The sequence below is a fragment of the Sulfitobacter sp. G21635-S1 genome (assembly GCF_027213915.1).
Classification (GTDB): domain Bacteria; phylum Pseudomonadota; class Alphaproteobacteria; order Rhodobacterales; family Rhodobacteraceae; genus Sulfitobacter.
The window spans coordinates 173,033-196,837 of the sequence record NZ_JAPWGV010000007.1 but is presented as its reverse complement, the minus strand read 5'-3'; the positions used below and the strand labels follow the sequence as shown (position 1 = coordinate 196,837).

Here is a 23,805-nt window from a genome sequence, read left to right as displayed (position 1 = left end):
CCTAAGTCCCTTCGAAACAGCTTTCGCCATTCTCTTTTACATTTTCATCTCATTAATATCTGATTCAGATCAGCCAGAGCAAAATCATTTCCAGCCTTACGTTCTGGACCGCATGCTACTCTTCGCGCAATCCGCGCTGACTGGCAACGCGGTTTTGTTCCTTTTTCAGCCGTGACATGCGCGAAAAAGCGCTGAAAATCGGCATTTCACGATCAGATTTACCAAATATCCCGCCTCTTTGCATCCAAAAGCCTTCCGGCTCGAAACTGACCCTGTGGTAGTGCGCTGTCAGGGAAAGGCAAATCAGGGTGATGATCTCGCCGTTTCGCACGCGCTGCGCGGCAATCTGCCGGTCCCGGCGCAGCCGGAAGGGGCGCGTCGCGACAACGGCACAGCGGCGGGGCACGGCGGGGAAGGGCGCAAAGGGGGTCTGCGGATGCGTGGCGATCCGGGCGGTTGTCAGTTCACGCACCTTGCCTTCGGCATAGCCCTGATCAAGCCGCTTCATCAGCTGTCGCAATTGCGCAGGTTCCAGCGGGCCGGAAACAAGATAGCGCAACAGCCGCTGCCGCTCTGACCGGCGCAGCCGCGCCCATTGTTCGGCATGTCCGGACGGGTCGATATGCTTGCGCTGGAATACCGCCCAGCTGGCCCCGATATCAAACAGATCCCGGGGCACCCTGTCCGGTCCGCGCAGCGCATTGGCGGCGAATCCGTGATGCACCTCTGCCAGCGGTACAATCGCCGTGGCATGTCCGGCCCGACCCAGACGCATGTTCAGGTCGGTCTCATCCAGAAAGTAATGAAATGCCGGGTCGAACCCCCCCAGCGCCACCAGCACATCACGCCGGAACGCCATGTTCGTGCCTTCGGTCTTGATCGCGCGACCCCTGGGCGGGTGCAGCACTGTCGGTTGGCGCGGATGCAGGTCCAGCTCCTGCGCCTCACCCAGCGAATCAAGGCTGCGGGCGCGCCATTGAAAGGATATGCCGTTGCGCCCCCTCACATAGCCGCCCATCGCGGCAACCTCGGGTCTGCCGGCGGGCTGAACCAGATGGCGCAGCCACTGCGGCTCCGGCACGGCATCGTCGTCAATGAAGGCAACGATCTCACCTGCGGCCTGACCGATGCCCAGATTGCGCGCGGCCGAGATATTGGCCTCATCAAAGGGCACAACCTTCAGATCATCGGCAAATCCGCTGGCCTGCACCGCATCGACCCCGGCAGGATCAGCGACAACCACGACCTCGAAAGCGGGATACTGAAGCTGTGAAACGCCGGTCAGGCAGCGTCGCAGGGCATCGGGACGGCCCCGGCTGACGATCACCACGCTGACCGTCGGATCGCTCATTCAAGGCCCATCTGCGCCATCATGCCCTCGATCTTCGGCACATCCTCGGGGTTGTTCAGTTCCCAGAAGGCACGCCCCCGCGCCTCTACCTCAACGCAAAGAACGGATTCACCATGCTCCATGAACCGCAGCTGCTCCAACCCCTCCAGCTGCTCCAGCGGGCCCGAGGGCCAGGTCGGATAGGCCGCCAGCGCCTCGGGCCGATAGGCATAGACACCGACATGGTGAAAAACCGGGGTCTGTTCAGTCTCTGCATAGGGCTTTGACGTGAAGGGCACGACCTCCTTGGAAAAGTAGAGCGCCCGGTGATCCGCTGCGAAAACGGCAGTTGTACCGCCGACGCGGCCTGCCTTGCGGTCGGCCAGCAGACTGTTCAGCGCGGCCCCGTCACAGCGCAGCACCGGCGTGGCGATGCCCGCTTCGGGCGCGTTGCGCAGCCCCGCGACCAGACCTTCGACAAACCAATGCGGTGTCAGCGGCGCATCGCCCTGCAGGTTGACGACAATATCAAAACCGCCGCCCAGCGCCTGATGCGCCTCGGCACATCGCTCGGTGCCATTGGCGCAATCGGCCGAGGTCATGACAACCTCCGCCCCGAATCCTTCGGCGGCCTGCCGGATCCGGTCATCATCCGTCGCCACCACCACACGGTCCACTCCCTGCACCGCGCTGGCAGCATGCCAGGACCGCTCGATCAGGCTCCGCGACACGCCACTTGCCCCCTTCAGCGCCGCAAGCGGCTTGCCCGGATACCGCGTAGAGGCATAGCGCGCCGGAATGACAACCAGAACAGACATCAGGCCGGCTTCAGATCGACGCCCGGCGCATGGGCGATGAAGAATGGATTGGCAAAGCCCTCCTTGCCATAGGTCAGGGGCGTCAGATCGTCGAAACGCACCACCGCACCGCCGGCACCCAGCAATACCGCATGGCCCGCAGCCGTATCCCATTCCATCGTGCGCCCGACCCGGGGGTAAAGGTCCGCCTCGCCGGTCGCCACCAGACAGAACTTCAGCGAGGACCCGGCGCTCTTCATGTCCTTGACCGCATATTTCGCGATGTAATCATCCGTCGCCTGATCACGGTGCGACTTGGACGCCACCACCATCAGGGCCGAATTGTCCGAGTCAGAGACGGATATGGGCGCGACCTGACCCACCGTGTCCTTGTTGAAATCACCCGTCTCCTCGACCGACTGCCCATCGGCCCGGGTAAAGAACATGCGCGATTTCGCCGGGGCATAGACCACACCGCGCGTGGGCACACCGCCCTCGACCAGCGCGATGTTCACTGTGAAATCGCCCCGCCGGTGGATGAATTCCTTGGTGCCGTCCAGCGGATCCACGATCAGAAAGGTATCGCCCTGTGCCGCATGTGTCGCCGCCTGTTCCTCGGTGACCAGCGCCACATCGGGAAATGCCGCCCGCAACCCCGCCGAGATGATGGCATCAGCAGCTTCATCGGCGGCTGTGACCGGGCTGTCATCGGATTTGGCCTTCACGTCGAAATCGTCCTGGCCGTAAATCTCCATGATCTTGTCCCCCGCCTCCAGCGAGAGTTTCCGCATCACAGTCACCAATTTATTATAGTCCATTACAAGCTGCCTCTATCGCTTTCGTTGATTAGTCGGTCAGCCCCCCTTATGCTGCGGCACTAACGGAACGGCAAGAAATCCGTGTCAGCTTCGCGCAGATCAAAAGGCAGACCAAATGTTCCAGTCCACCCGCAAACCCAAAGGCGGCTTCAGTTCCGCCATGGCGATGGCCGAACTGATCTATCATTCTGTCGTCCGATCCGTGCGCAAGCAACACAACAACGCCTTTGTCGCGATCTTCACCAATATGCTTCAGGCGATCATGTTCGTCGCCGCCTTTTACGTAATGTTCTCCATCCTCGGCATGCGCAGTGCCGCGCTGCGCGGTGACTTTCTGGTCTACATCATGTCGGGCATCTTTCTTTACCTGACCCATACCAAGGCGCTGGGTGCCGTCGCAGGTTCCGAAGGGCCCGCCAGCCCGATGATGCAGCACGCGCCGATGAACACCATCATCGCGATCGCCTCCGCTGCCGTGGGCGCGCTCTACATCCAGGTCCTGTCGCTGTTCGTGATCCTGTTTGCCTACCACGTGGCCTGGACCCCCCTTGAAATTGATCAGCCGATTGCCGCCTTCGGCATGCTGCTGATCGCCTGGTTCACCGGCTGCGCGCTGGGCCTTGTCCTGCTGGCGATGAAACCATGGTTCCCCACGGTGGTCAGCATGTTCAGCATGGTCTACCAGCGCGCCAACATGATCGCCTCGGGCAAGATGTTCGTGGCCAACACGCTGCCCGGCTTCATGCTGGCGATGTTCGACTGGAACCCTTTGTTCCACGTCATCGACCAGGCACGCGGCTATGCCTTCATCAACTACAATCCCCGCTACACGAACTGGGAATACGCCATGTGGGTCGGCCTGGCCTTTCTGGTCATCGGCCTGATGGGCGAATTCTACACCCGCAGACACGCATCGCTCAGCTGGAACGCGCGGCGGTAAGGCGGGCAGCCGGACAGCTGCCAGGACCGGCCTCCCGAACTTTCCGGCGCGCCGGACGCCTGAACGTGTCACCTGATCCACATGATCCGGAAAAATTGCGCAAAATCCGCCCAAAATCCTCCACACCGCCCCATTGAAACGGTTGCGAGGTCCTTGGCCGCTCCCTATATACCCTCCGAACCGCTGGATGCAGCCGCATTCAGTCTCAACCAGATCGGGGCAAGGGTGCCGTAACGGGCCTGCGCCTCGTGTCATCGCCTTGAATAGCATGAGGGATCGAAAACATGGCCAAAGTAATCGGCATTGACCTTGGAACTACCAACTCCTGTATCGCCATCATGGACGGCAGCCAGCCCCGCGTGATCGAAAACGCGGAAGGCGCGCGCACAACACCTTCCATCGTGGCCTTCACCGACGACGAACGTCTCGTCGGCCAGCCTGCAAAACGCCAGGCTGTCACCAACCCCGACAACACCATTTTTGGCGTCAAGCGCCTGATCGGCCGTCGCAACGACGACACGGATCTCGCCAAGGACAAAAAGAACCTGCCCTTCTCCGTCATCGACGGCGGCAATGGCGACGCATGGGTTCAGGCCAAGGGCGAGAAATACTCCCCCTCCCAGATCTCCGCTTTCATCCTCGGCAAGATGAAAGAAACCGCCGAGAGCTATCTTGGCGAAGAAGTGACCCAGGCCGTCATCACCGTTCCGGCCTATTTCAACGACGCCCAGCGCCAGGCCACCAAGGACGCGGGCAAGATCGCCGGTCTGGAAGTGCTGCGGATCATCAACGAACCGACAGCCGCCGCGCTGGCCTATGGCCTTGACAAGGAAAACACGCAAACCATCGCGGTCTATGACCTTGGCGGCGGTACATTCGACGTGACCATCCTGGAAATCGACGACGGCCTTTTCGAAGTCAAATCCACCAACGGGGACACCTTCCTGGGTGGTGAAGACTTTGACATGCGCATCGTCAACTACCTCGCCGGTGAGTTCAAGAAAGAACACAACGTCGACCTGACCCAGGACAAGATGGCGCTGCAGCGTCTGAAAGAGGCCGCTGAAAAAGCCAAGATCGAACTGTCCAGCTCCAGCCAGACAGAGATCAACCAGCCGTTCATCTCCATGGGTGCCAACGGTCAGCCGCTGCACATGGTCATGAAACTGACCCGCGCCAAGCTGGAAAGCCTGGTGGGCGACCTGATCAAGGCCTCGCTGAAGCCCTGCAAGGACGCGCTCAAGGACGCGGGCCTTTCGGCCTCCGACATCGACGAAGTCGTGCTTGTGGGTGGTATGACCCGCATGCCGAAAGTCGTGGAAGAAGTGACGAAGTTCTTCGGGAAAGAACCCCACAAGGGCGTGAACCCCGATGAGGTCGTGGCACTGGGCGCCGCCATTCAGGCCGGTGTTCTGCAAGGCGACGTCAAGGATGTGGTCCTGCTCGACGTGACTCCGCTGAGCTTGGGCATCGAAACGCTGGGTGGCGTGTTCACCCGCCTGATCGACCGCAACACCACGATCCCGACGAAAAAGTCGCAGGTCTTCTCGACCGCCGAAGACAACCAGAACGCGGTCACCATCCGGGTCTTCCAGGGTGAGCGTGAGATGGCCGCCGACAACAAGATCCTCGGTGCCTTCAACCTGGAAAACATCCCGCCTGCCCCGCGCGGCATGCCCCAGATCGAAGTGACCTTCGACATCGACGCCAACGGCATCGTGTCGGTTGGTGCGCTCGACAAGGGCACCGGCAAGGAGCAGAAGATCACGATCCAGGCCTCGGGTGGTCTCAGCGATGAAGACATCGAAAAGATGGTCAAGGACGCCGAAGAGAACGCGGAATCCGACAAGGAGCGCCGCGCGCTGATCGAGGCGAAGAACCAGGCGGAAAGCCTCATCCACTCGACCGAAAAGTCCGTGGAAGAGCATTCCGACAAGGTCGATCCGACCACCGTCGAAGCCATCGAACTGGCCATTGCCGCGCTCAAGGACGATTTGGAATCCGACAGTGCCGACAAGATCAAGTCCGGCATCCAGAACGTGACCGAAGCTGCCATGAAACTGGGCGAAGCGATCTATAAGGCCGCGCAGGAAGACGGCGACGACATGGCGGAAGCTGCCGATGAGCAGGCCTCTCGCAGCGGTGGCGACGACGACATCGTCGATGCCGAGTTCGAAGACCTCGACGACGACAAGCGCGCGTAATCCCGCGCGAGGGAACCACTGACAGGGCCGGTCCGATCCAGACGGGCCGGCCCTTCACGTTCCAGCAAAAGGACATGATCCATGGCAAAACGTGATTACTACGAGGTGCTTGGTGTCTCCAAAGGCGCATCCGCCGACGAGATCAAGAAGGGCTATCGTCAGAAGGCCAAGGAATTTCACCCGGACCGGAACAAGGACAGCGCCGATTCCGAAGCGAAGTTCAAGGAAGCCAACGAAGCCTACGAAGTACTGAAAGACGCGGACAAGAAAGCGGCCTATGACCGTTTCGGACATGCCGCCTTTGAAGGTGGCATGGGTGGTGGCGGTGGCGGCAGACGCCCCGGCGGCGGCTTTGGCGGCGGTCAGGGCGATTTCTCTTCCGCTTTCTCGGATGTTTTCGACGACCTCTTTGGCGATTTCATGGGCGGTCGCGGTGGCGCGGGCGGCGGTGGCCGTCGCGCGGCGCGCGGGGCCGACCTGCGCTACAACCTCGGCATCTCGCTGGAAGACGCCTATTCGGGCCTGCAAAAGTCGATCAATGTGCCAACCTCCGTGCAATGCGGATCCTGTAACGGCTCCGGCGCGGAAGGCGGCGCAGAGCCGACAACCTGTCCGACCTGTTCGGGCATGGGCAAGGTCCGCGCGCAGCAGGGCTTCTTCACCGTTGAACGCACCTGCCCCACCTGTTCCGGCATGGGCCAGATCGTCAAGAACCCTTGCAAGACCTGCCGCGGCGCCGGCCGGGTGGAGAAAGACCGCTCGCTCAGTGTCAACATCCCCGCCGGTGTTGAAACCGGCACCCGCATCCGCCTGGCAGGCGAGGGCGAGGCCGGGATGCGGGGCGGCCCCTCGGGCGACCTCTATATCTTCATCGAGGTAAAGGAGCACGAGCTCTTCGACCGCGACGGCCCGAACCTGTTCTGCCGGGTGCCCGTGTCGATGAGCACCGCGGCCCTCGGTGGCAACATCGAGGTGCCTACCATCGACGGCGGCCGTGGCCGGGTGCAGATCCCCAGCGGCAGCCAGTCGGGCCGCCAGATGCGCCTGCGCGGCAAGGGCATGCCCCCCCTGCGCGGCGGCGGCACCGGCGACATGATCATCGAACTGGCGGTCGAGACTCCGGTGAACCTGACATCGCGGCAAAAGGAACTGCTGCGGGAATTCGAGGACCTGTCGTCCGAGAACAACCCCGAAAGCAGCAGCTTCTTTTCCAGCGTGAAAAGTTTCTGGGATTCGATGAAGGGGTAACCAGCACGCCGGATATTCTCCGGCGTGCGCTCCGGTCCGACAGATGCATGGCACAGGCCTGCTTCGTGTGCCAACCTGAATTCCGGGCGCCATTAACCCGTTGGTAACCAGACTCGGGTGACCCTCGGGCATGGCTCAATTCAATGAACAGCCCCTCCCCTACCTGCTGGATGAAGCGGCAGAAACCGCGCCGGTAACGGGCAGGCAGCCCTCCTATATCAAGGATCACCGCCAGCGCCTGCGGGCGAGGTTCATGGCCGGCGGCCCCGCCGCCATGCCGGATTACGAACTGCTGGAACTGGTCCTGTTCCGCGCCATCCCCCGCCGCGATGTCAAACCCCTGGCACATGCCCTGATGGACCGTTTCGGCGACTTCAACCGCGTCGTCTCCGCCTCTGAATCGCGGCTGCGCGATCTGCCCGGTGTCGGGGATGCCGTCATCACGGAGCTCAAGATAATCGAGGCGGCAGCGCAACGCCTTGCCCGTGCCAAGGTGTTGAAACAACAGGTGGTTTCCAGTTGGGATGCGCTCTTGGACTATTGCCACACCACCATGGCCCACCGCGAAACGGAGCAGTTTCGCGTGCTCTACCTGGATCGCAAGAATGTCCTGATCGCGGATGAGGAACAGGCGAAAGGAACAGTGGATCACGTGCCCGTCTATCCCCGCGAGGTTGCGAAACGGGCGCTGGAACTCAACGCCTCCGCATTGATCCTTGTGCATAACCATCCCTCGGGCGATCCCACGCCATCCAGCCTGGACATTGATATGACCAACCAGATCGCGACGGCATGCGGGGCGCTTGGGCTCACCCTGCACGATCACCTGATCATCGGGAAATCCACCGAACTCAGCTTTCGGTCGGAAGGATACCTGTAAGGGAAAACAGCCACTTGGGTGCCGGGTAGGTCACCGCACCCAGACTTCCACCCGCCGGTTCGCCTGCCGCCCCCAGGCGGTATCGTCACAGGCCATCGGCATCGCCTCGCCAAAGGCATCGACGCCCAGATCAACACGCTCCAGGTTGGCCGTGACCGCAGCGGCAGAGACTGCACGCAAAACCGCCTCGGCCCGACGCAGGGCGATATCCCGGTTCGGCGCCGCGGCCCCCTGCCCGTCGCTGAAGCCGACAAACAACATGCGTCGCGCATCATATTGCCCCTGCTCCAGTGCCCGCGCCAGCTGCTGCACGTTTGACCGGCTCTGCGCATCCAGCCGGATCGACCCAGCCTCGAAGCGGAAAGACGTGGTCAGCCGGGCCATCGGCTGAAGCGTCGCGGTCATCCGCTGCAGTTCCTGAAGCGAAATTTCCTCGCCCGCCACGGTAATGGCATTGGTGAAACGGTTGCCCTGCTGCTCAACCGGGATCTCCTCAGGCGCCTGATCCACAAACCCCGCGCGCCGGATGACATTCTGCGCCGCCGGCCCCCGCGTAAAGGCCAGAAACTCCCGCGCGATCAGGGGCAGGCGACGCGCCGGAAAATACAGGAACATGGGGGCCGTCAGCGGATAATCTTCCGTCTTGATCGTCCGCCGCGCGGCATTCAGCGCAAAGCCGCAGGTGCCGCCCAGGGTCAGCACCATGGTGTCACGTTGCTCGGCATAGCTGGTGATGCCCAGCGACAGGCTGTCTTTGGCCACGGCCTTTGCCAGGTCTTCAGGCAGGGCATGGCGCACAATCGTATCGGCCAGGGTCAGCCCCGCCGGCTTCATGACCTGATCGACGATTGCCTGGCTCAAACCGCTGGACGGGCTGGGCAGATGCAGTTCGATCGGCGCATCGGGTCCGCCAAGCTCCTGCCAGTTGGTCACCTCCCCGGCAAAGGCGCGGGCCAGCATGAGCGGTGAAATCGCCCGCAAGGGATTGGTCGGGGCCACAACCGGCACCACCGCATCCAGGGCCAGAACCCGGCTGCGGTTTGCGCCCGTCAGATCCCCCATCCCGGCGTCGCGGGCATTGATGCGTTCCTCGCGCCCGATCTCGCGCAGCGCCATGACGATATCGGCCTCATCCGCCAGAAGGTCGGCAAACCCCTCATCCGTGTTGGTCGCGCGGAAATAAAACCGGGCCGCAGGTTTGCCCGTGTCCCGCCGCGACAACAGATAGGTGAAGCGGGTCGGGTCCTCGCCGTCTTCGCGGGTGACAAGGTAATCCGCGCGCTGGCCATAGGCGTCAATCAGCGCAGGCATCAGAACCGCACCCATTGTCGCGGAACCGGACAATTGCACCTCGGCCACGAAATCTTCGAGGTTGGGGCAGCCGGGCCCGGCACAGAGCACGCCCGACCCGTCTATCGTCAGCTCGCCATACTCCGTCTGGACGCGGTAGAATTCCCCGTCAAATCCCAGCAACATGCCGCTGATTTCGACCTTGCCATCGCGCGAGGTCAGGGAAACATCCTGCGCGGCGGCCGGATGGTGCCAGAAAAGAAAAAGTGCGGCGATGAACGCCGCACATCTGAGCAAGATCATGGGACCTCTGAGTGCGGTTTTAGTTTCCCGCGACTTTCAGGTCTTGGAGCAGATTATTCAACACCAGAAAGCTGCCAACCGCATCGCATTCCGGGACGGAGAGCATCAGGTCCTGTGTTCTGATCTGGCCGTCACCGGTCAGTTGAAGCGATTGCGCTTCGGCCTCGATGCCGCAATTGGCTTTGGTGACCTCGGTTTCGACGCTCAGTGCAATGGTGCCAGCCCGTTCCGATCCGGCCTTGGGAAAGGTATAGACCTCGGCCAGCAAGGGATCAGCCGCCGCGATATCCCCGTGCCGCGTCAGCACACCACCGCGTCCGATCACGGCATCGGCCACCTCGCCGGGGGCTTCTTTCCAGTGGTGACCGGCATCGCCGTAGTTTGCGCCGAATTCGCGGGCGTGAATTTCAAAACCGGCATTGCCTTTCCATTGCACCACCGCGCGATCATAGTCGATCAGTTCCTCAACCTCGGTCTGTGCAACCGCACCTTCGCCGTTGCCAAAGGCCAGGATGAACATGGCGTCACGCGCCAGTGCGGGAACAGTGGTGTTCAGCGCGCCCTTTGCATCGGTGGTTTCGGTAAAGATCATGCCGTTGTGGTGCACGGTGACCCGCTCATTCGGGAAACAGGGCGCATCCAGCCGCAGGTTGACCATGGCCGCCGCAATGGCCTGGGCTTCGGCGGTGATGTCACAGGCCGGGACCGGGTCCGCAGAGCCTGGCGCGGGCGGGCCTTCGAGAACGCTTTGCGGTGCGCGCACCTTGATCACATTCTCATCGGGCTCTGATGCGGCAAAGGCGGAAGTCGCAGGCAGATCATCGGCACCCTTGAACTCGCCCGAGGTCAGCCTGATCTGCTGTACATCCAGCAGGGCGCTGGTGGCGGTATCTTCCAGCTCTCTGGGCGCGGGCCTGTCCTGGTTGCCGTATCGCGCTTTGGCCGTATCGGAATTCTGCATGACAAAGCCGATACCGATGGCACAGGCCAGTGTGCCTGCAACCGTCAGAATTTCCTTCATACGCGCCATTACCTGTCCTCCAGAAAAGGAATCGTTCAGGGAATGAGTGCCTTGGAATCTGGGCTAGCGTATGACGGTGACGTGCTGGGAATTGGGCGAAATCGGGACAAGGCCCGATGTCACCTCAGGACAGGCGGCCGTGGCAATGCTTGAATTTCTTGCCCGATCCGCAAGGGCAGGCGTCATTGCGTGACGGGTTGCCCCATGTGGTCGGATCATCCTCGACAAAGCCCTCTGCAGCGGCAACCGGGGAGGGTGCCGGCACATTCGGTTCCTGCGCGCCCGCATCTGCGGCCTTTTGCATTGCCGCCTGCCGCTGCGCGATCTCCTGCATGAAGGCGTTGCGCTCTTCCGCGGACATCGGCTGCGCCTGACACAGTTTCTGAGTCACGTCCTGGCGCAGGCTGTCCAGCATGCTTTCGAACAGCTGAAAGCTTTCGTTCTTGTATTCGTTCAGCGGGTCACGCTGCGCATACCCCCGGAACCCGACAACGGACCGCAGATGCTCAAGGGTCATCAGATGGTCGCGCCATTTGCCGTCAATCGATTGCAACAAAAGCTGTTTTTCGATGGTGCGCATGTTTTCCGGACCAAAGGCTTCGGTTTTTTGTGCGATCATCTTGTCCGTCGCCTCGATCAGGCGCTCGCGGATCACCTCGTCGTCCGCGCCCTCTTCCTCGCACCATGCGATGATCGGCAGGTCGATGTTCAGATGTTCGATCACGGCCGCATAGAACCCTTGCGTGTCCCATTGATCCGCATAGGTGCGCGGCGGCATATAGGTGTCGATCAGATCGTCGATCACCTGATGGCGCATATCGGTGACGATCTCGTTCAGGTCCTCCGCTTCCATGATGTCGCGGCGCTGGCCAAAGATGACCTTGCGCTGTTCGTTCATCACATCGTCGAATTTGAGCAGCTGTTTGCGGATGTCAAAATTGCGCCCCTCGACCTTGGCCTGTGCGCGTTCCAGCGACTTGTTGACCCAGGGGTGAATGATCGCTTCGCCTTCTTTCAGGCCAAGTGTGGTCAGAACCTTTTCCAGACGTTCAGAGCCAAAGATGCGCATCAGGTCGTCTTCCAACGACAGGAAAAACGAGGTGCGTCCCGGATCACCCTGACGGCCCGAGCGGCCGCGCAACTGGTTGTCGATCCGGCGGCTTTCGTGCCGTTCGGAGGCCAGAACGTAAAGCCCCCCGGCCTCAAGCACCTTTTGCTTTTCGTCCGCATGCTGGGCTTCGATCTCTGCCCGGATCTTTTCGGGGTCCGCTTCGGGGTCATTGTCCAGTGCTTCGAGCACCTTCAGTTCCACATTGCCGCCCAACTGGATGTCGGTGCCGCGCCCGGCCATGTTGGTGGCGATGGTCACGGCCCCGAATTTGCCCGCATCGGCGATGATCTGCGCTTCCTGTTCGTGCTGGCGCGCGTTCAGGACGTTGTGTTCAATGCCCGCAGCCGTCAGCAGCTGGCTCAGCTGTTCGGATTTCTCGATGGAGGTGGTGCCAACAAGGCAAGGCTGCCCTTTGGCATTTGCCTCTTTCACCTTTTCGATGATCGCATCGTATTTTTCCTGAACGCTGCGATAAACGGCATCATCTTCGTCGACACGGGCGATGGGCAGGTTTGTCGGCACTTCGACCACACCCAGGCCATAAATTTCCTGGAATTCCTCGGCTTCGGTCAGCGCGGTGCCGGTCATCCCGGCCAGCTTGTCATAAAGCCGGAAATAGTTCTGGAAGGTCACAGAGGCCAGGGTCACGTTCTCTGGCTGGATCGTGGTGCCTTCCTTGGCCTCGATCGCCTGGTGCAGCCCGTCCGACAGACGGCGGCCCTGCATCATCCGGCCGGTGAATTCGTCGATCAGCATCACCTCGCCGTCGCGCACGATGTAATCACGGTCTTTCAGGAACAGCTTGTGTGCGCGCAGGCCCTGGTTGACGTGGTGCACGATGGTGGTGCTTTCAGGGTCATAAAGGGTCTGACCGTCCTCCAGCAGCGACCGGGCGCGCAGCTGTTCTTCCAGGAACTCGTTGCCCTCATCGGTGAAGGTGACATTGCGGGTCTTTTCGTCCAGCTCATAATGTTCGGGCTGCAGCAGCGGGATCACCTTGTCGATGGTGACATACATCTCGGAACGGTCCTGCGCAGGACCGGAGATGATCAGCGGCGTCCGCGCCTCGTCGATCAGGATGCTGTCGACCTCGTCCACGATGGCATAGTTGTGATTCTTTTGCAGAATTTCGTCGAGGTTCGACTTCATGTTGTCGCGCAGATAGTCGAATCCGAGCTCGTTGTTGGTGGCATAGGTAATGTCACATTCATATGCCGCGCGCTTGGCGTCTTCGGGCATCTGCGACACGGCAGCACCACAGGTCAGGCCCAGCGCATTGAACACCTTGCCCATCCAGTCGGCGTCACGTTTCACCAGATATTCGTTGACGGTCACCACATGCACGCCCTTGCCGGACAGTGCATTCAGATAGGCTGCCAGGGCCGCGGTCAGTGTCTTGCCTTCGCCCGTCTTCTGTTCCGAGATATTGCCCTGATGCAGGAAAATCGCCGCCATCAGCTGCGTGTCAAAGGCGCGCAGGCCCAGCGTGCGGCGGGCAGCCTCGCGGCAGTTGGCAAAGGCCTCGGGCAGGAGGTTGTCAAGGCTTTCACCTGACAGGGCGCGTTTGGCCAGCTCTTCTGTCTTGTCCTTGATGCCGGCGTCGGTCAGCTTTTCAAAGTCTGGTTCCAGTGCATTGATCTGATCCACCAGCGGGCGGGTCGCCTTGATTTTGCGATCGTTTGGCGTGCCAAAGACCTTTTTGGCGATTGTTCCGATACCCAGCATGTGCTCTCCAGCCGATTTTTATGTGTGGCAGCGATCTGCTTGCCCAGCGCTCAGTCAGACCATAGATGTATGGGGAAACGCCTGAGCCGCGCCTGATAGGCGATGTAAGGGCCGCACATAACACTGTCAATGTAGCAGCCCCTCCCGGGGCGTAACGATAGGACAATCCATGCATAAACGACTCACTTTCGTGGCCGCTCTGGCCGTTTCCGCCTGCCTCGGCCTGCCTGCGACCGCGCAGGACACGCCGCAGCTTGATACCGTGGTGGCAACAGTCAACGGCACCGATATTACGCTGGGCCACATGATCATCGCCCGCGCGCGCCTGCCCGAACAATATCAGCAACTTCCCGACGACGTGCTGTTCAAGGGCATCCTCGAACAGCTGGTTCAACAGACCGCCCTCAGCGACAATTTTGAGGGCGATTTGCCCGCCCGTGTCACCCTGTCACTGGAAAACGAGAGCCGCTCGCTCAAGGCCGGTGAGGTGATCGAAAAGATCATGGCGGAACCGCTGGACGAAGCGGAGGTTCAGGCCGCCTATGACGAACAATACGCCAGCGCCGAGCCGGAAAAGGAATTCAACGCCGCGCATATCCTGGTCGAGACGCAGGAAGAGGCACAGGCGATCAAGACGCAACTGGATGAAGGTGCCGATTTTGCCGAACTCGCACGTGAGAAGTCGACCGGCCCCTCCGGTCCCGGTGGTGGTGCACTGGGATGGTTTGGCAAGGGCATGATGGTGCCCGCCTTCGAGAACACCGTGATGGAGATGGAACCGGGCGCGGTTTCCGACCCGGTCGAGACACAGTTCGGCTGGCACGTGATCAAGCTGAACGAGGTGCGCGACACCGAAGCGCCTGCGCTGGACGCAGTCCGCGAAGAGATCGAACTGCAGCTGCGCCAGACCCGTGTTCAAACCGCCATCGAGGAAATCACCGAGAAGGCTGACGTGGACCAATCCGCCGCCGAAGGGATCGACCCTGCGGTTCTCAAAAACGTCGAATGGCTGGAGTAAGAATTGGGCAAGATCACACAAGTCTCCCCGCTGGCCCCTGCGGCCTTCCCGCAATTGCCGGTCATTGGCGGTGTGCGTTTCGCCACCGCCTCTGCCGGGGTCAAATACCAGGGCCGCACTGATGTGATGCTGGCGGAACTGGCGCCGGGAACGGCGGTGGCCGGGGTCTTTACCCGGTCGAGGACCCGCGCCGCGCCGGTGCTGGATTGCCAGGACAAGATCGGCGGTGCCTGCGATGCCGGGGCCGCGATACTGGTGAACTCGGGCAACGCCAATGCCTTTACCGGCAAGAACGGTGTCGCCTCGGTGCAGGCCATCACATCGGCTGTGGCAGCCGCCTGCGATGTTCCGCAATCGCGTGTCTTCACCTCCTCCACCGGCGTGATCGGCGAACCCTTGCCGCATGAGCGGGTCACCGCCAGCCTCGCCGAGCTGCAGTCCGGGCTGGATGCCGGCGGCATTGCCGCCGCGGCCAAGGCCATCATGACGACCGACACCTTTCCCAAGGGCGCGTCGGCGGAAATAGAGGTTGGTGGCACAACGGTTAAGATTGCCGGGATCGCCAAGGGTTCCGGCATGATCGCCCCCGACATGGCCACGATGCTGGTCTATATCTTTACCGATGCCGCGATTGATCAGGCGGCGCTGCAGGCGATGATCAGCACAGGCGCGGACAAGACATTCAACTGTATCACCGTGGACAGCGATACATCGACATCGGACAGCCTGATCGTCGCCGCCACCGGCGCGTCGGGCCAGGACGTGACGGGGAATGCGGAATTTGCCGCCGCCATGCATGGTGTGATGCTGGATCTCGCCCATCAGGTCGTGCGCGATGGCGAGGGTGCGACGAAATTCGTCGAGGTCGCCATCACCGGTGCCGCATCGGATGCAGACGCCAGGACACATGCCATGGCAATCGCCAATTCACCCCTGATCAAGACCGCCATCGCGGGCGAAGATCCGAACTGGGGCCGGGTTGTCATGGCCATCGGCAAATCCGGTGCAGATGCAGATCGCGACCGCCTGTCGATCCGTTTCGGAGAGGTGGAAGTCGCCAAGGATGGCTGGCGCAGCCCCAATTACTCCGAGGAAGCCGCAGCCGCGCATATGAAGGGCGAGAACATCGTGATCGCCGTGGATCTGGGCCTCGGGGCCGGCACCGCCACGGTCTGGACCTGTGATCTGACGCACGGCTATATCGCGATCAATGCCGACTACCGCTCATGACCGCGCAGAGACGCCTGAAGTGAAGGTTGTTCTTGTCTCTGCCGTTGCGCTGATCGACGTCGACGGGCGGGTCCTGTTGGCGCAACGGCCCGAGGGCAAGGAAATGGCGGGCCTGTGGGAGTTTCCGGGCGGCAAGGTCGAACCGGGCGAAACACCTGAAATGGCGCTGATCCGCGAGTTGCAGGAGGAATTGGGGATCAATACCTGGTCTTCCTGCCTGGCGCCGCTGACCTTTGCCAGCCACAGCTATGACAGGTTTCACCTGCTGATGCCCTTGTTTGCCTGCCGCAAATGGGAAGGCACCCCGCGGTCCAACGAAGGTCAGTCACTGAAATGGGTGCGCCCGAACGATTTGCGCAACTACCCGATGCCAGCGGCCGATATCCCGCTTATCCCCGTTCTCCGAGACTGGTTGTGAAACAAAATTGCGCAACCGCCCTAAATTTGCGCACCAAAGTTAAGCTTTTGTAAAACAATTTTGTGGTAATGCTCTTATTGTTTGGTAAACTGATTTCAACTTTCTGGGGAGGAAGCAGTATGTTGCGCACGATTACGATCGGTTCCTGTATTTCCGTGCAGGGTATCTTTGTCGGCAACACACCAAACGGGCAGATGACCGTGCAGGTGGACGACAAGATTTATAGCGGAAAGCCAGTGAATCGGAGCAACTGACGGAATATTTTGGCGTCTGACGAACTTCGCCCGACCTTGGGCGTTGGCCTCTGGGGCATCTGCCCTTTTGTGATAGGGGCAGAAGATGTCAGACCAACGAACAATCGTGATCCTTAATGCTGCCTCCGGCAGCCAGGATGGCGATGACAAGAGATCGGCAATTACCGCCGCGTTCACCAAGCGTGGACGCGGCGTTGATTTTATCAATGTCCAGGATCATGACAGTGTGGAGGCCGCGGCAAATGCGGCGCTGGCCGACCCGGACGCTGCCCTGGCGATAGCGGGCGGTGACGGCACGATCTGCGGCGCGGCCTCTGTGCTGGCGGGCAGTGGCCGTGCCATCGGCATCATCCCGGCGGGCACATTCAATTACTTTGCCCGCTCTCTGGGCCTGCCACAGGAAATGGATGCGGCGGTGGAAACCCTGATCACGGGACAGCCCCGCGCGGTCAATGTTGCAACCGTCAATGACCGGATGTTCCTCAACAACGCCAGCATCGGGGCCTATGCGGCAATCCTCCAGACCCGCGAGGGGACCTACCGCCGCTGGGGCCGCAGCAGGTTGGCAGCCTATTGGTCCGTGGTGAAAACTCTTGTGACCTTCCGTGCGCCACTGCGTCTGAACGTCAGGGTCGACGATCAGACCCTGACCCGCCGCACCCCGATCATCTTTGTCATCAACAACGCCTACCAGCTGCAGCAAATGGGGCTGGATGGCGCGGAGGCCGTGGCGGCAGGTGAACTGGTGGTGCTGATCGCCCCCAATACCGGGCGCCTGGGTCTGTTTCGCCATGCAGCGGCCCTTGCCCTTGGCATTGCAAAATCTGAAACTGATTACGAAATGATCAGCGGGAAAAACATCGAAATCGTGATGAAACGGAAACGCCGTCCGGTTGCGCGGGATGGGGAGATCACCCGCATGGGCGGGCCCTTTACCCTGCGCCACGCGGCAGATCCCTTGCGGATCATGGTCCCGCGCGATGCGCCGCCTTCCGTGCGATGACCCGGCTGATCCACCTGTCCGATCTGCATTTCGGCAAGGACCGTGCCAATCTGATCGAGCCACTGCTCAGGGCGCTGTCGGAACTCGGACCTGATCAGGTTGCGATCTCGGGTGATTTGACCCAGCGCGCGCGGCGGCGGGAATATGTGAGCGCCCGCGCGTTTATCGACCGGATCAACGCGCCGGTGCTGTGCATCCCCGGCAATCACGACATCCCCATCCACCGGCCCCTGACGCGCTTTTTCCGGCCTTTCGGGCATTATCGCAGCTATATATCCCGCGATCTGACCCCGCGTGTCGAAACCGAGCAGATGGTGATGGTCGGCCTGAACACCGTCGACCGCTTTCAATGGCAGGCAGGTCGCCTGTCCGCGTCCCGGTTGCTCAGGGCCTGCAATGCCATGCGGGGCGCGCCTGCCCATAAGCTGCGCGTGCTGGTCGCCCACCATCCGCTTGAGCACCCCAGAGGCGTCAGCAAGAAACCCATCCCCGGCGCTGCCGCTGCGCTGGAGCGCCTGATTGGCTGCGGTGCCGATCTGATCCTGTCGGGGCATCTGCACCTGTGGCACGCCGGAGAATTCGCCCACCGCGCCGGGGAAGAATTGCACCGCAATGCGATCCAGCTGCATGCGGGCACCAGCCTGTCGTCACGGATGCGCGGCGAACCCAATGATTTCAATCTGATCGACATCTCGCCAGATGCAATTCACGTCGCCCGGCAAAGCTTTGACGAGGAAACGGGCCGGTTCGAAACGAAAGAGACCCGGCAATTCAGCCGGGTCCCTGACAATTTTCAAAGCTGAACGCGATCAGCTCAACGTCCGGGTGACTTCTTCACGTTCGAAGATTTCGATCACGTCATCGGGACGGATATCATCGTAGTTCTCGAAGGCCATGCCGCATTCCTGACCGGACTGCACTTCGGGCACTTCATCCTTGAACCGCTTGAGCGTTTTCAGCGTCCCTTCGTGGATCACGACGTTGTCGCGCAGCAGACGCACACCGGCAGAGCGCCTTGCGACACCTTCGGTGACCAGACAGCCGGCAACCTTGCCCACCCCGGTGACCTTGAAGACTTCCTTGATGGTTGCATAACCAATGAAGTTCTCCTTGATCTCGTTGCTGAGCAGGCCTGAAGCCGCAGCCTTCACATCGTCCACAAGATCGTAGATCACCGAATAATACCGGATCTCCACACCCTTCTGGTTGGCTGTGTTGCGCGCGGATGCGTTGGCACGGACGTTGAAGCCCATGATCGGGGCACCGGATGCTTCGGCAAGGCCCACATCCGTCTCGGTGATCGCACCGACACCGGAGTGAAGAACCCGCACGCGCACCTCGTCGTTGCCGATCTTTTCCATCGCCTGAACGATGGCTTCGGCAGAACCCTGCACGTCGGCCTTGACCAGGATCGGCAGTTCGGAAACATCCTCGTCCGCCTTGGCATTGGCCATCAGCTGTTCGAGAGTGGTCGCCGCACCCGCCGCAGCGCGTTTGTCCTTGGCCGCTTTCTCGCGGTAGCTTGCGATCTCGCGCGCCTGAGCTTCGGTGCTGGTCACGTTCAGCACGTCGCCTGCTTCGGGTGTCCCGTTCAGGCCCAGAACCTCGACGGGAACAGATGGCCCGGCTTCCTTCACACGCTCGCCCTGATCGTTGATCAGCGCACGCACCTTGCCGTATTGTTCGCCCACGACAAAGATATCGCCCTGGCGCAGCGTGCCGTTCTGGATCAGAACCGTCGCCACGGGGCCGCGGCCCACGTCAAGCTGCGCTTCGATCACGGCACCAACAGCGGCACGGTCCGGGTTCGCCTTGAGCTCCAGGATCTCGGCCTGCAGCGCGATGGCCTCAAGCAGTTGATCCAGACCCTGTCCGGTGGTCGCGGAAACCTCCACGTCCTGAACGTCGCCCGACAGCTTCTCCACGATGACCTCGTGTTGCAGCAGATCGGTACGGACCTTGTCCGGGTTCGCGGCAGGCTTGTCGATCTTGTTGATCGCCACGATCATCGGCACCTTGGCCGCTTTCGCGTGGTTGATCGCTTCGATGGTCTGCGGCATCACCGCATCATCCGCAGCCACAACCAGCACCACGATGTCCGTCACCTGAGCACCGCGCGACCGCATCGACGTAAACGCCGCGTGGCCCGGTGTATCGAGGAAAGACAGCACAGCGCCGTTTTCGGTGGTAACCTGATAGGCCCCGATGTGCTGGGTAATCCCGCCAGCTTCGCCCGCGACGACCTTGGCGTTGCGGATCGCATCCAGCAGCGATGTCTTGCCGTGGTCGACGTGACCCATGATGGTGATGACCGGCGGACGGCCAACCAGATCCTTGGGATCGTCGATGACTTCCTTGATGACATCCTCGACGTCGGAATCGGAAACGCGGACAACCTTGTGGCCGAATTCCTCGATGATCAGTTCGGCGGTATCGGCATCAATGGTTTCATTCTGCGTCACCATCATGCCGTTGTTCATCAGCGCCTTGACGACTTCGCCCACACGTTCGGCCATACGGTTGGCCAGTTCGGAAACGACAATCGCCTCGGGCAGCTGCACATCGCGCACGACCTTTTCACGCTCGACAGAGCCACCCATGGCCTTCTGCCGTGCGCGTTCCTGCTTGCGCTTCATCGCAGCCATCGACCGCTGCCGTCCGCCTTCGCCGCCGGTCAGCGCCTGATTGACCGTCAGCTTGCCGGAGCGACGGTTGTCATTGCCGCGGTTCTTCTTGTTGGTTTCCTCGCGGTCACGCTCGGTCTTGCGGGGGGCTTGCGCCGGTGCCGCCTTGTTGTTCGGCGTGCGGGCAACGGCAGGTTCGGAAGGCGCTGCTGCCGCAGCTTCGGCAGCCGCAGCGGCCTCGCGGACCTTTGCGGCTTCTTCCTCGGCCTTCGCCTTGAGCGCCTCTTCGCGCTCTTTTTCCTCGCGTTCTTTCTCTTCCTGCTCAGCCCTGCGGCGCTCGCGGTCTTCCGCGCGGGCCTTTTCTTCGGCTTCGCGGGCTGCGGCCTCTTCGGACTCGCGGGCCTTGGCGGCCTGAACAGCCCTCAGGCGGCGATCCATTTCCGCATCGGTGATCCCCGCAGGACGCTTGGAAGGGTCCCCAACCGGAGATCCGCCAGCACCTGCCTTACCGGCACCCGGCTTGGGCACCACAACGCGCTTGCGCTTGGTTTCGACTACGACGTTCTTGGTCCGCCCATGGCTAAAGCTTTGCTTTACATTCCCCGGACGCGCGCCTCCGCGCAGACCCAATGTTTTCTTGCCGTCACTATCGCTCATCTAGCTCGTCTATCCTTTCGACTGGCCCTTGCCAGTCTCGTTTTTGCGCACGCCTTTAAGTCGTTGGGCTTCCTCTACAACACGTAGCGTGAGTCCACCAGAGGCGAGCGCCCCATGTATCACAGTTTGACGTCCGAAAGCCAAACCCAATTCATCTGCCGTCAGCCATCCGATATAATGGCCGTAGTGCGGCGTGCTTAACTTGCTCTTGCCGCGACCCGATCCGTCTGACGCCTGGATCAGCACTTCTGCCTCTTCGGACTGCAGCCAGCTCTTTACCTTTTCGTAGCCCGCAACGGCACGTCCGCCCTTGCGCTGCAACGAAATAAGGTCGACCACACGCCGGGCAAGCTGCTTTTCCACTTCGTCGGCCAACCCTTCAGGTACATTCACCTGCTGCTTGGCTGCACGGGTAAACAGCTTTTTCTTCACCGCCAGTTCAATCGCATCGCGATCCGCCGCGACATAGATGCCGCGCCCCGGCAGTTTGCCCAGAATATCGGGCACAACCTGCTGATCTGGGCCAACCACAAAACGCACAAGCCCGAACTTGGGTTGCACCTCTCCCGTCGAGATACATTTGCGTTCGGGACCGTCAGACCGATCCTTGGTTGCGCCACCGCGACCCATCAGGTGCTTCCGGGGCCTGCGATCAGGCCCCGGCCTCCTCGGCAGCTTCGCCGTCTTCATCGGTTTCTTCAGCCGCTTCAAGATCCGCAGGATCGACCCAGCCCAGCATGACGCGGGCGGTCATGATCATGTCCTGCGCTTCCTCCAGCGAGATGTCGAAGGGTTCAAGCGTGCCATCGTCCTTTACACGCTCGCCATTCACGGTTGTCCAACCGCCGGCCAGTTCCCAGTCGGCGCAGGTTGCAAAGTCTTCCAGTGTCTTCACGTCATCCTTTGCCAGCGCTTCAATCATCTGGGGTGTCAGACCCTCGAATTCAACCAGGCTGTCTTCGACACCCAATGCGCGGGCGGCTTCCAGGGCCGCCTTGTTCTGCGCTTCCAGCACGTCACGGGCACGGGCCTGAAGCTCGGCGGCGGTATCTTCGTCCACACCGTCGATCACCAGAAGCTCGTCAACCTCGACATAAGCCACTTCCTCAAGGTTGGTGAACCCTTCGGAGACCAGAAGCTGGGCAAAGAATTCGTCCAGGTCCAGATTGTCCATGAACAGCTTGGTGCGCAGCTCGAACTCGGCCTGACGGCGCTGGCTTTCCTGCTCTTCGGTCATGATGTCGATATCAAGACCGGTCAGCTGGCTGGCCAGACGCACGTTCTGACCGCGACGGCCGATGGCAAGCGACAGCTGCTCTTCGGGGACGACGACTTCGATCTTGCCGGCTTCTTCATCCAGAACAACCTTGGACACTTCCGCAGGCTGCAGCGCGTTCACCAGGAAGGTCGGCTGATCCTCGTTCCAGGGGATGATGTCGATCTTTTCGCCCTGAAGCTCGTTCACCACGGCCTGCACACGGCTGCCGCGCATGCCGACGCAGGCGCCAACCGGGTCGATCGAGCTGTCATAGGAGATGACGGCGATCTTGGCGCGCGAACCGGGGTCGCGGGCCACGGCCTTGATCTCGATGATGCCGTCATAGATTTCGGGCACTTCCATCTTGAACAATTCGGCCATGAACTCGGGCGCTGTGCGCGACAGGAAAATCTGCGGCCCGCGCTGCTCGCGGCGCACGTCCTTGATATAGACGCGGATACGGTCGTTGGGCCGGTAGCTTTCGCGGCCGATCTTTTCGTTCCGGCGCAGGATCGCTTCGCCAGCGCCCACATCGACGATGACGTTTCCGTATTCCTCGCGCTTGACCAGGCCGTTGATGATGGTGCCTGCGCGGTCCTTGAATTCTTCGTACTGGCGGTCACGCTCGGCTTCGCGGACCTTCTGCAGGATCACCTGCTTGGCCGATTGTGCGGCGATGCGGCCCATTTCAACGGGGGGCACTTCCTCAACCAGCGTATCGCCGACCTTGGGATCGTCCATGTACTGCCGGGCTTGCTCGACCGTGAACTCGGCCTGGTAGTTTTCCAGTTCCTCATCCTCGACCACCGTGCGGACGCGGGTAAAGGTGGCGCGGCCGGTCTTGCGGTCGATGGACACACGGATGTCCATTTCCGCGCCATAGCGGGACTTGGCCGCCCGGGCGAGCGATTCTTCCATCGCTTCGACCACCAGACCGGGGTCGATCATCTTTTCACGCGCCACCGCTTCGGCGGTTTGCAGCAGCTCAAGCTGGTTGGCAGATGTAATGGCCATTAGTCTTCTCCCTCAGCAGACCCGTCATCGGTCTGAACTTCATCGAAATCTTCTTCATTCAGCGCGCCGGCCGCCTTGCGTTGGCGCAACATTTCCTTGATCAGCTCGTCCGTCAGCACCAGCTTGGCGTCCGACAGCCAGTCAAAGTTGAGCCCGATGGTCCCCTCTTCGACGTTGATCAGCACTTCGTTCCCGTCAATCCCGGCCAGCTCGCCCTTGAAACGGCGGCGGCCGTCGATCAGCTCGTCCGTCTCGATCTTGGCCTCGTAGCCTTCGAACATGTCGAAATCCTTGAGCCGGGTCAGCGGACGGTCGATGCCGGGGCTTGAGACCTCCAGCGTGTATTCATCGAGGATCGGGTCTTCGACATCCAGCACGGTGCCGATGGCCTGATTGATCAGCGCAAGGTCATCAACCTCGATCCCGCCCTCGGGCCTGTCGGCCATGATCTGCAGGGTCGTGTTCTTGCCTGACATCAGTCGCACGCGCACCAGTTCAAACCCCATGTCCTCGATCACCGGGGTGATGATCTCGGCCAGGCGGCGGTCAATGGCGGCTTTTGCTATCAGATCGTTGGACATGGTTCTTTCAGACACAAAAAAACGGGCGCGCGGCCCGTGTTCAAGATCGGTGGAGCATTTGGTGTGGACCCGAACGCGCCG

General features: G+C 61.2%; 20 protein-coding genes. 10 read left to right on the top strand and 10 right to left on the bottom strand.

All coding sequences use genetic code 11. From position 1 onward, the window contains the following. Nucleotides 1-115: 115 nt before the first annotated feature. Genes O4H53_RS09745 through cysQ form a run of 3 tightly spaced genes read right to left on the bottom strand, consistent with a single transcriptional unit; the run spans nt 116 to nt 2,945 of the window. Nucleotides 116-1,351, bottom strand: coding sequence for a glycosyltransferase family 2 protein (locus O4H53_RS09745; protein ID WP_269363345.1), 1,236 nt, complete (start codon nt 1,349-1,351; stop codon nt 116-118). Further along, nucleotides 1,348-2,148 carry a 3-deoxy-manno-octulosonate cytidylyltransferase gene (locus O4H53_RS09740; protein WP_269363343.1) on the bottom strand — a complete coding sequence of 267 codons (801 nt, stop codon included), beginning with the start codon at nt 2,146-2,148 and terminating at the stop codon, nt 1,348-1,350. The genes O4H53_RS09745 and O4H53_RS09740 overlap by 4 nt, the downstream gene beginning before the upstream one ends. Next, nucleotides 2,148-2,945, bottom strand: a complete 798-nt coding sequence (cysQ, locus tag O4H53_RS09735) for a 3'(2'),5'-bisphosphate nucleotidase CysQ (protein ID WP_269363341.1) — start codon at nt 2,943-2,945, stop codon at nt 2,148-2,150. Before cysQ ends, O4H53_RS09740 begins: the two co-directional genes overlap by 1 nt. 115 nt (nt 2,946-3,060) lie before the next feature. Between cysQ and O4H53_RS09730 the strand changes: the two genes are divergently transcribed. The 4 genes from O4H53_RS09730 (at nt 3,061) to radC (ending at nt 8,217) form a co-directional block, all read left to right on the top strand. Then, nucleotides 3,061-3,885 (top strand): ABC transporter permease, encoded by an 825-nt coding sequence (locus tag O4H53_RS09730; RefSeq protein ID WP_269363339.1) that lies wholly within the window; start codon nt 3,061-3,063, stop codon nt 3,883-3,885. Nucleotides 3,886-4,169: 284 nt separating this feature from the next. Further along, nucleotides 4,170-6,089: a molecular chaperone DnaK gene (gene dnaK / locus O4H53_RS09725; RefSeq protein WP_269363337.1), complete on the top strand. Its 1,920-nt coding sequence runs from the start codon at nt 4,170-4,172 to the stop codon at nt 6,087-6,089. Between the two features lie 81 nt (nt 6,090-6,170). Further along, on the top strand, nt 6,171-7,337 hold the full coding sequence (gene dnaJ / locus O4H53_RS09720) for a molecular chaperone DnaJ (RefSeq protein ID WP_269363335.1): 1,167 nt from the start codon (nt 6,171-6,173) through the stop codon (nt 7,335-7,337). 130 nt (nt 7,338-7,467) lie between these two features. Then, nucleotides 7,468-8,217 (top strand): RadC family protein, encoded by a 750-nt coding sequence (gene radC, locus O4H53_RS09715; RefSeq protein ID WP_269363333.1) that lies wholly within the window; start codon nt 7,468-7,470, stop codon nt 8,215-8,217. 30 nt (nt 8,218-8,247) lie between these two features. Here radC and O4H53_RS09710 read toward each other — a convergent pair whose 3' ends face one another. The 3 genes from O4H53_RS09710 to secA all read right to left on the bottom strand — a co-directional run bounded on the left by O4H53_RS09710 (nt 8,248) and on the right by secA (nt 13,667). Next, the gene (locus tag O4H53_RS09710) at nt 8,248-9,810 is read right to left on the bottom strand and encodes a phosphate ABC transporter substrate-binding/OmpA family protein (RefSeq protein ID WP_269363330.1); all 1,563 of its coding nucleotides are present in this window, start codon (nt 9,808-9,810) and stop codon (nt 8,248-8,250) included. 19 nt (nt 9,811-9,829) lie between these two features. After that, nucleotides 9,830-10,840 carry a hypothetical protein gene (locus tag O4H53_RS09705; RefSeq protein ID WP_269363328.1) on the bottom strand — a complete coding sequence of 337 codons (1,011 nt, stop codon included), beginning with the start codon at nt 10,838-10,840 and terminating at the stop codon, nt 9,830-9,832. 115 nt (nt 10,841-10,955) lie between these two features. Further along, complete coding sequence (secA, locus tag O4H53_RS09700) at nt 10,956-13,667, bottom strand: preprotein translocase subunit SecA (RefSeq protein ID WP_269363325.1); 2,712 nt, start codon at nt 13,665-13,667, stop codon at nt 10,956-10,958. Between the two features lie 169 nt (nt 13,668-13,836). Between secA and O4H53_RS09695 the strand changes: the two genes are divergently transcribed. The 6 genes from O4H53_RS09695 to O4H53_RS09670 all read left to right on the top strand — a co-directional run bounded on the left by O4H53_RS09695 (nt 13,837) and on the right by O4H53_RS09670 (nt 18,393). Then, nucleotides 13,837-14,685, top strand: coding sequence for a peptidylprolyl isomerase (locus O4H53_RS09695; RefSeq protein WP_269363322.1), 849 nt, complete (start codon nt 13,837-13,839; stop codon nt 14,683-14,685). A gap of 3 nt (nt 14,686-14,688) precedes the next feature. After that, nucleotides 14,689-15,915, top strand: coding sequence for a bifunctional glutamate N-acetyltransferase/amino-acid acetyltransferase ArgJ (gene argJ, locus O4H53_RS09690; protein WP_269363318.1), 1,227 nt, complete (start codon nt 14,689-14,691; stop codon nt 15,913-15,915). A 19-nt stretch (nt 15,916-15,934) separates the two neighbouring features. Then, the gene (locus tag O4H53_RS09685) at nt 15,935-16,333 is read left to right on the top strand and encodes a (deoxy)nucleoside triphosphate pyrophosphohydrolase (protein WP_114273978.1); all 399 of its coding nucleotides are present in this window, start codon (nt 15,935-15,937) and stop codon (nt 16,331-16,333) included. A gap of 119 nt (nt 16,334-16,452) precedes the next feature. Continuing rightward, the gene (locus O4H53_RS09680; protein WP_269363316.1) at nt 16,453-16,587 is read left to right on the top strand and encodes a hypothetical protein; all 135 of its coding nucleotides are present in this window, start codon (nt 16,453-16,455) and stop codon (nt 16,585-16,587) included. Between the two features lie 85 nt (nt 16,588-16,672). Next, the gene (locus O4H53_RS09675; protein ID WP_269363314.1) at nt 16,673-17,590 is read left to right on the top strand and encodes a diacylglycerol/lipid kinase family protein; all 918 of its coding nucleotides are present in this window, start codon (nt 16,673-16,675) and stop codon (nt 17,588-17,590) included. After that, nucleotides 17,587-18,393 carry a metallophosphoesterase family protein gene (locus O4H53_RS09670; protein ID WP_269363312.1) on the top strand — a complete coding sequence of 269 codons (807 nt, stop codon included), beginning with the start codon at nt 17,587-17,589 and terminating at the stop codon, nt 18,391-18,393. The genes O4H53_RS09675 and O4H53_RS09670 overlap by 4 nt, the downstream gene beginning before the upstream one ends. Nucleotides 18,394-18,399: 6 nt before the next feature. Here O4H53_RS09670 and infB read toward each other — a convergent pair whose 3' ends face one another. Genes infB through rimP form a run of 4 tightly spaced genes read right to left on the bottom strand, consistent with a single transcriptional unit; the run spans nt 18,400 to nt 23,724 of the window. Then, the gene (infB, locus tag O4H53_RS09665; protein WP_269363311.1) at nt 18,400-20,871 is read right to left on the bottom strand and encodes a translation initiation factor IF-2; all 2,472 of its coding nucleotides are present in this window, start codon (nt 20,869-20,871) and stop codon (nt 18,400-18,402) included. A gap of 9 nt (nt 20,872-20,880) precedes the next feature. Beyond that, entirely contained in the window at nt 20,881-21,501 is a 621-nt protein-coding gene (locus O4H53_RS09660; RefSeq protein WP_114273982.1) for an RNA-binding protein, read from the bottom strand. Nucleotides 21,502-21,523: 22 nt separating this feature from the next. Then, a complete protein-coding gene (nusA, locus tag O4H53_RS09655) occupies nt 21,524-23,143 on the bottom strand; it encodes a transcription termination factor NusA (protein ID WP_269363309.1) in 1,620 nt (539 codons plus the stop codon). Continuing rightward, a complete protein-coding gene (rimP, locus tag O4H53_RS09650; RefSeq protein ID WP_269363307.1) occupies nt 23,143-23,724 on the bottom strand; it encodes a ribosome maturation factor RimP in 582 nt (193 codons plus the stop codon). The genes nusA and rimP overlap by 1 nt, the downstream gene beginning before the upstream one ends. Nucleotides 23,725-23,805 lie beyond the last annotated feature (81 nt).

Excerpts from the sequence above, each read along its gene's own strand:
- O4H53_RS09745 (WP_269363345.1), bottom strand. The coding sequence starts at position 1,351 with ATGAGCGATCCGACGGTCAGCGTGGTGATCGTCAGCCGGGGCCGTCCC.
- O4H53_RS09740 (WP_269363343.1), bottom strand. The coding sequence starts at position 2,148 with ATGTCTGTTCTGGTTGTCATTCCGGCGCGCTATGCCTCTACGCGGTAT.
- cysQ (WP_269363341.1), bottom strand. The coding sequence starts at position 2,945 with ATGGACTATAATAAATTGGTGACTGTGATGCGGAAACTCTCGCTGGAG.
- O4H53_RS09730 (WP_269363339.1), top strand. The coding sequence starts at position 3,061 with ATGTTCCAGTCCACCCGCAAACCCAAAGGCGGCTTCAGTTCCGCCATG.
- dnaK (WP_269363337.1), top strand. The coding sequence starts at position 4,170 with ATGGCCAAAGTAATCGGCATTGACCTTGGAACTACCAACTCCTGTATC.
- dnaJ (WP_269363335.1), top strand. The coding sequence starts at position 6,171 with ATGGCAAAACGTGATTACTACGAGGTGCTTGGTGTCTCCAAAGGCGCA.
- radC (WP_269363333.1), top strand. The coding sequence starts at position 7,468 with ATGGCTCAATTCAATGAACAGCCCCTCCCCTACCTGCTGGATGAAGCG.
- O4H53_RS09710 (WP_269363330.1), bottom strand. The coding sequence starts at position 9,810 with ATGATCTTGCTCAGATGTGCGGCGTTCATCGCCGCACTTTTTCTTTTC.
- O4H53_RS09705 (WP_269363328.1), bottom strand. The coding sequence starts at position 10,840 with ATGGCGCGTATGAAGGAAATTCTGACGGTTGCAGGCACACTGGCCTGT.
- secA (WP_269363325.1), bottom strand. The coding sequence starts at position 13,667 with ATGCTGGGTATCGGAACAATCGCCAAAAAGGTCTTTGGCACGCCAAAC.
- O4H53_RS09695 (WP_269363322.1), top strand. The coding sequence starts at position 13,837 with ATGCATAAACGACTCACTTTCGTGGCCGCTCTGGCCGTTTCCGCCTGC.
- O4H53_RS09680 (WP_269363316.1), top strand. The coding sequence starts at position 16,453 with ATGTTGCGCACGATTACGATCGGTTCCTGTATTTCCGTGCAGGGTATC.
- O4H53_RS09675 (WP_269363314.1), top strand. The coding sequence starts at position 16,673 with ATGTCAGACCAACGAACAATCGTGATCCTTAATGCTGCCTCCGGCAGC.
- O4H53_RS09670 (WP_269363312.1), top strand. The coding sequence starts at position 17,587 with ATGACCCGGCTGATCCACCTGTCCGATCTGCATTTCGGCAAGGACCGT.
- infB (WP_269363311.1), bottom strand. The coding sequence starts at position 20,871 with ATGAGCGATAGTGACGGCAAGAAAACATTGGGTCTGCGCGGAGGCGCG.
- O4H53_RS09660 (WP_114273982.1), bottom strand. The coding sequence starts at position 21,501 with ATGGGTCGCGGTGGCGCAACCAAGGATCGGTCTGACGGTCCCGAACGC.
- nusA (WP_269363309.1), bottom strand. The coding sequence starts at position 23,143 with ATGGCCATTACATCTGCCAACCAGCTTGAGCTGCTGCAAACCGCCGAA.
- rimP (WP_269363307.1), bottom strand. The coding sequence starts at position 23,724 with ATGTCCAACGATCTGATAGCAAAAGCCGCCATTGACCGCCGCCTGGCC.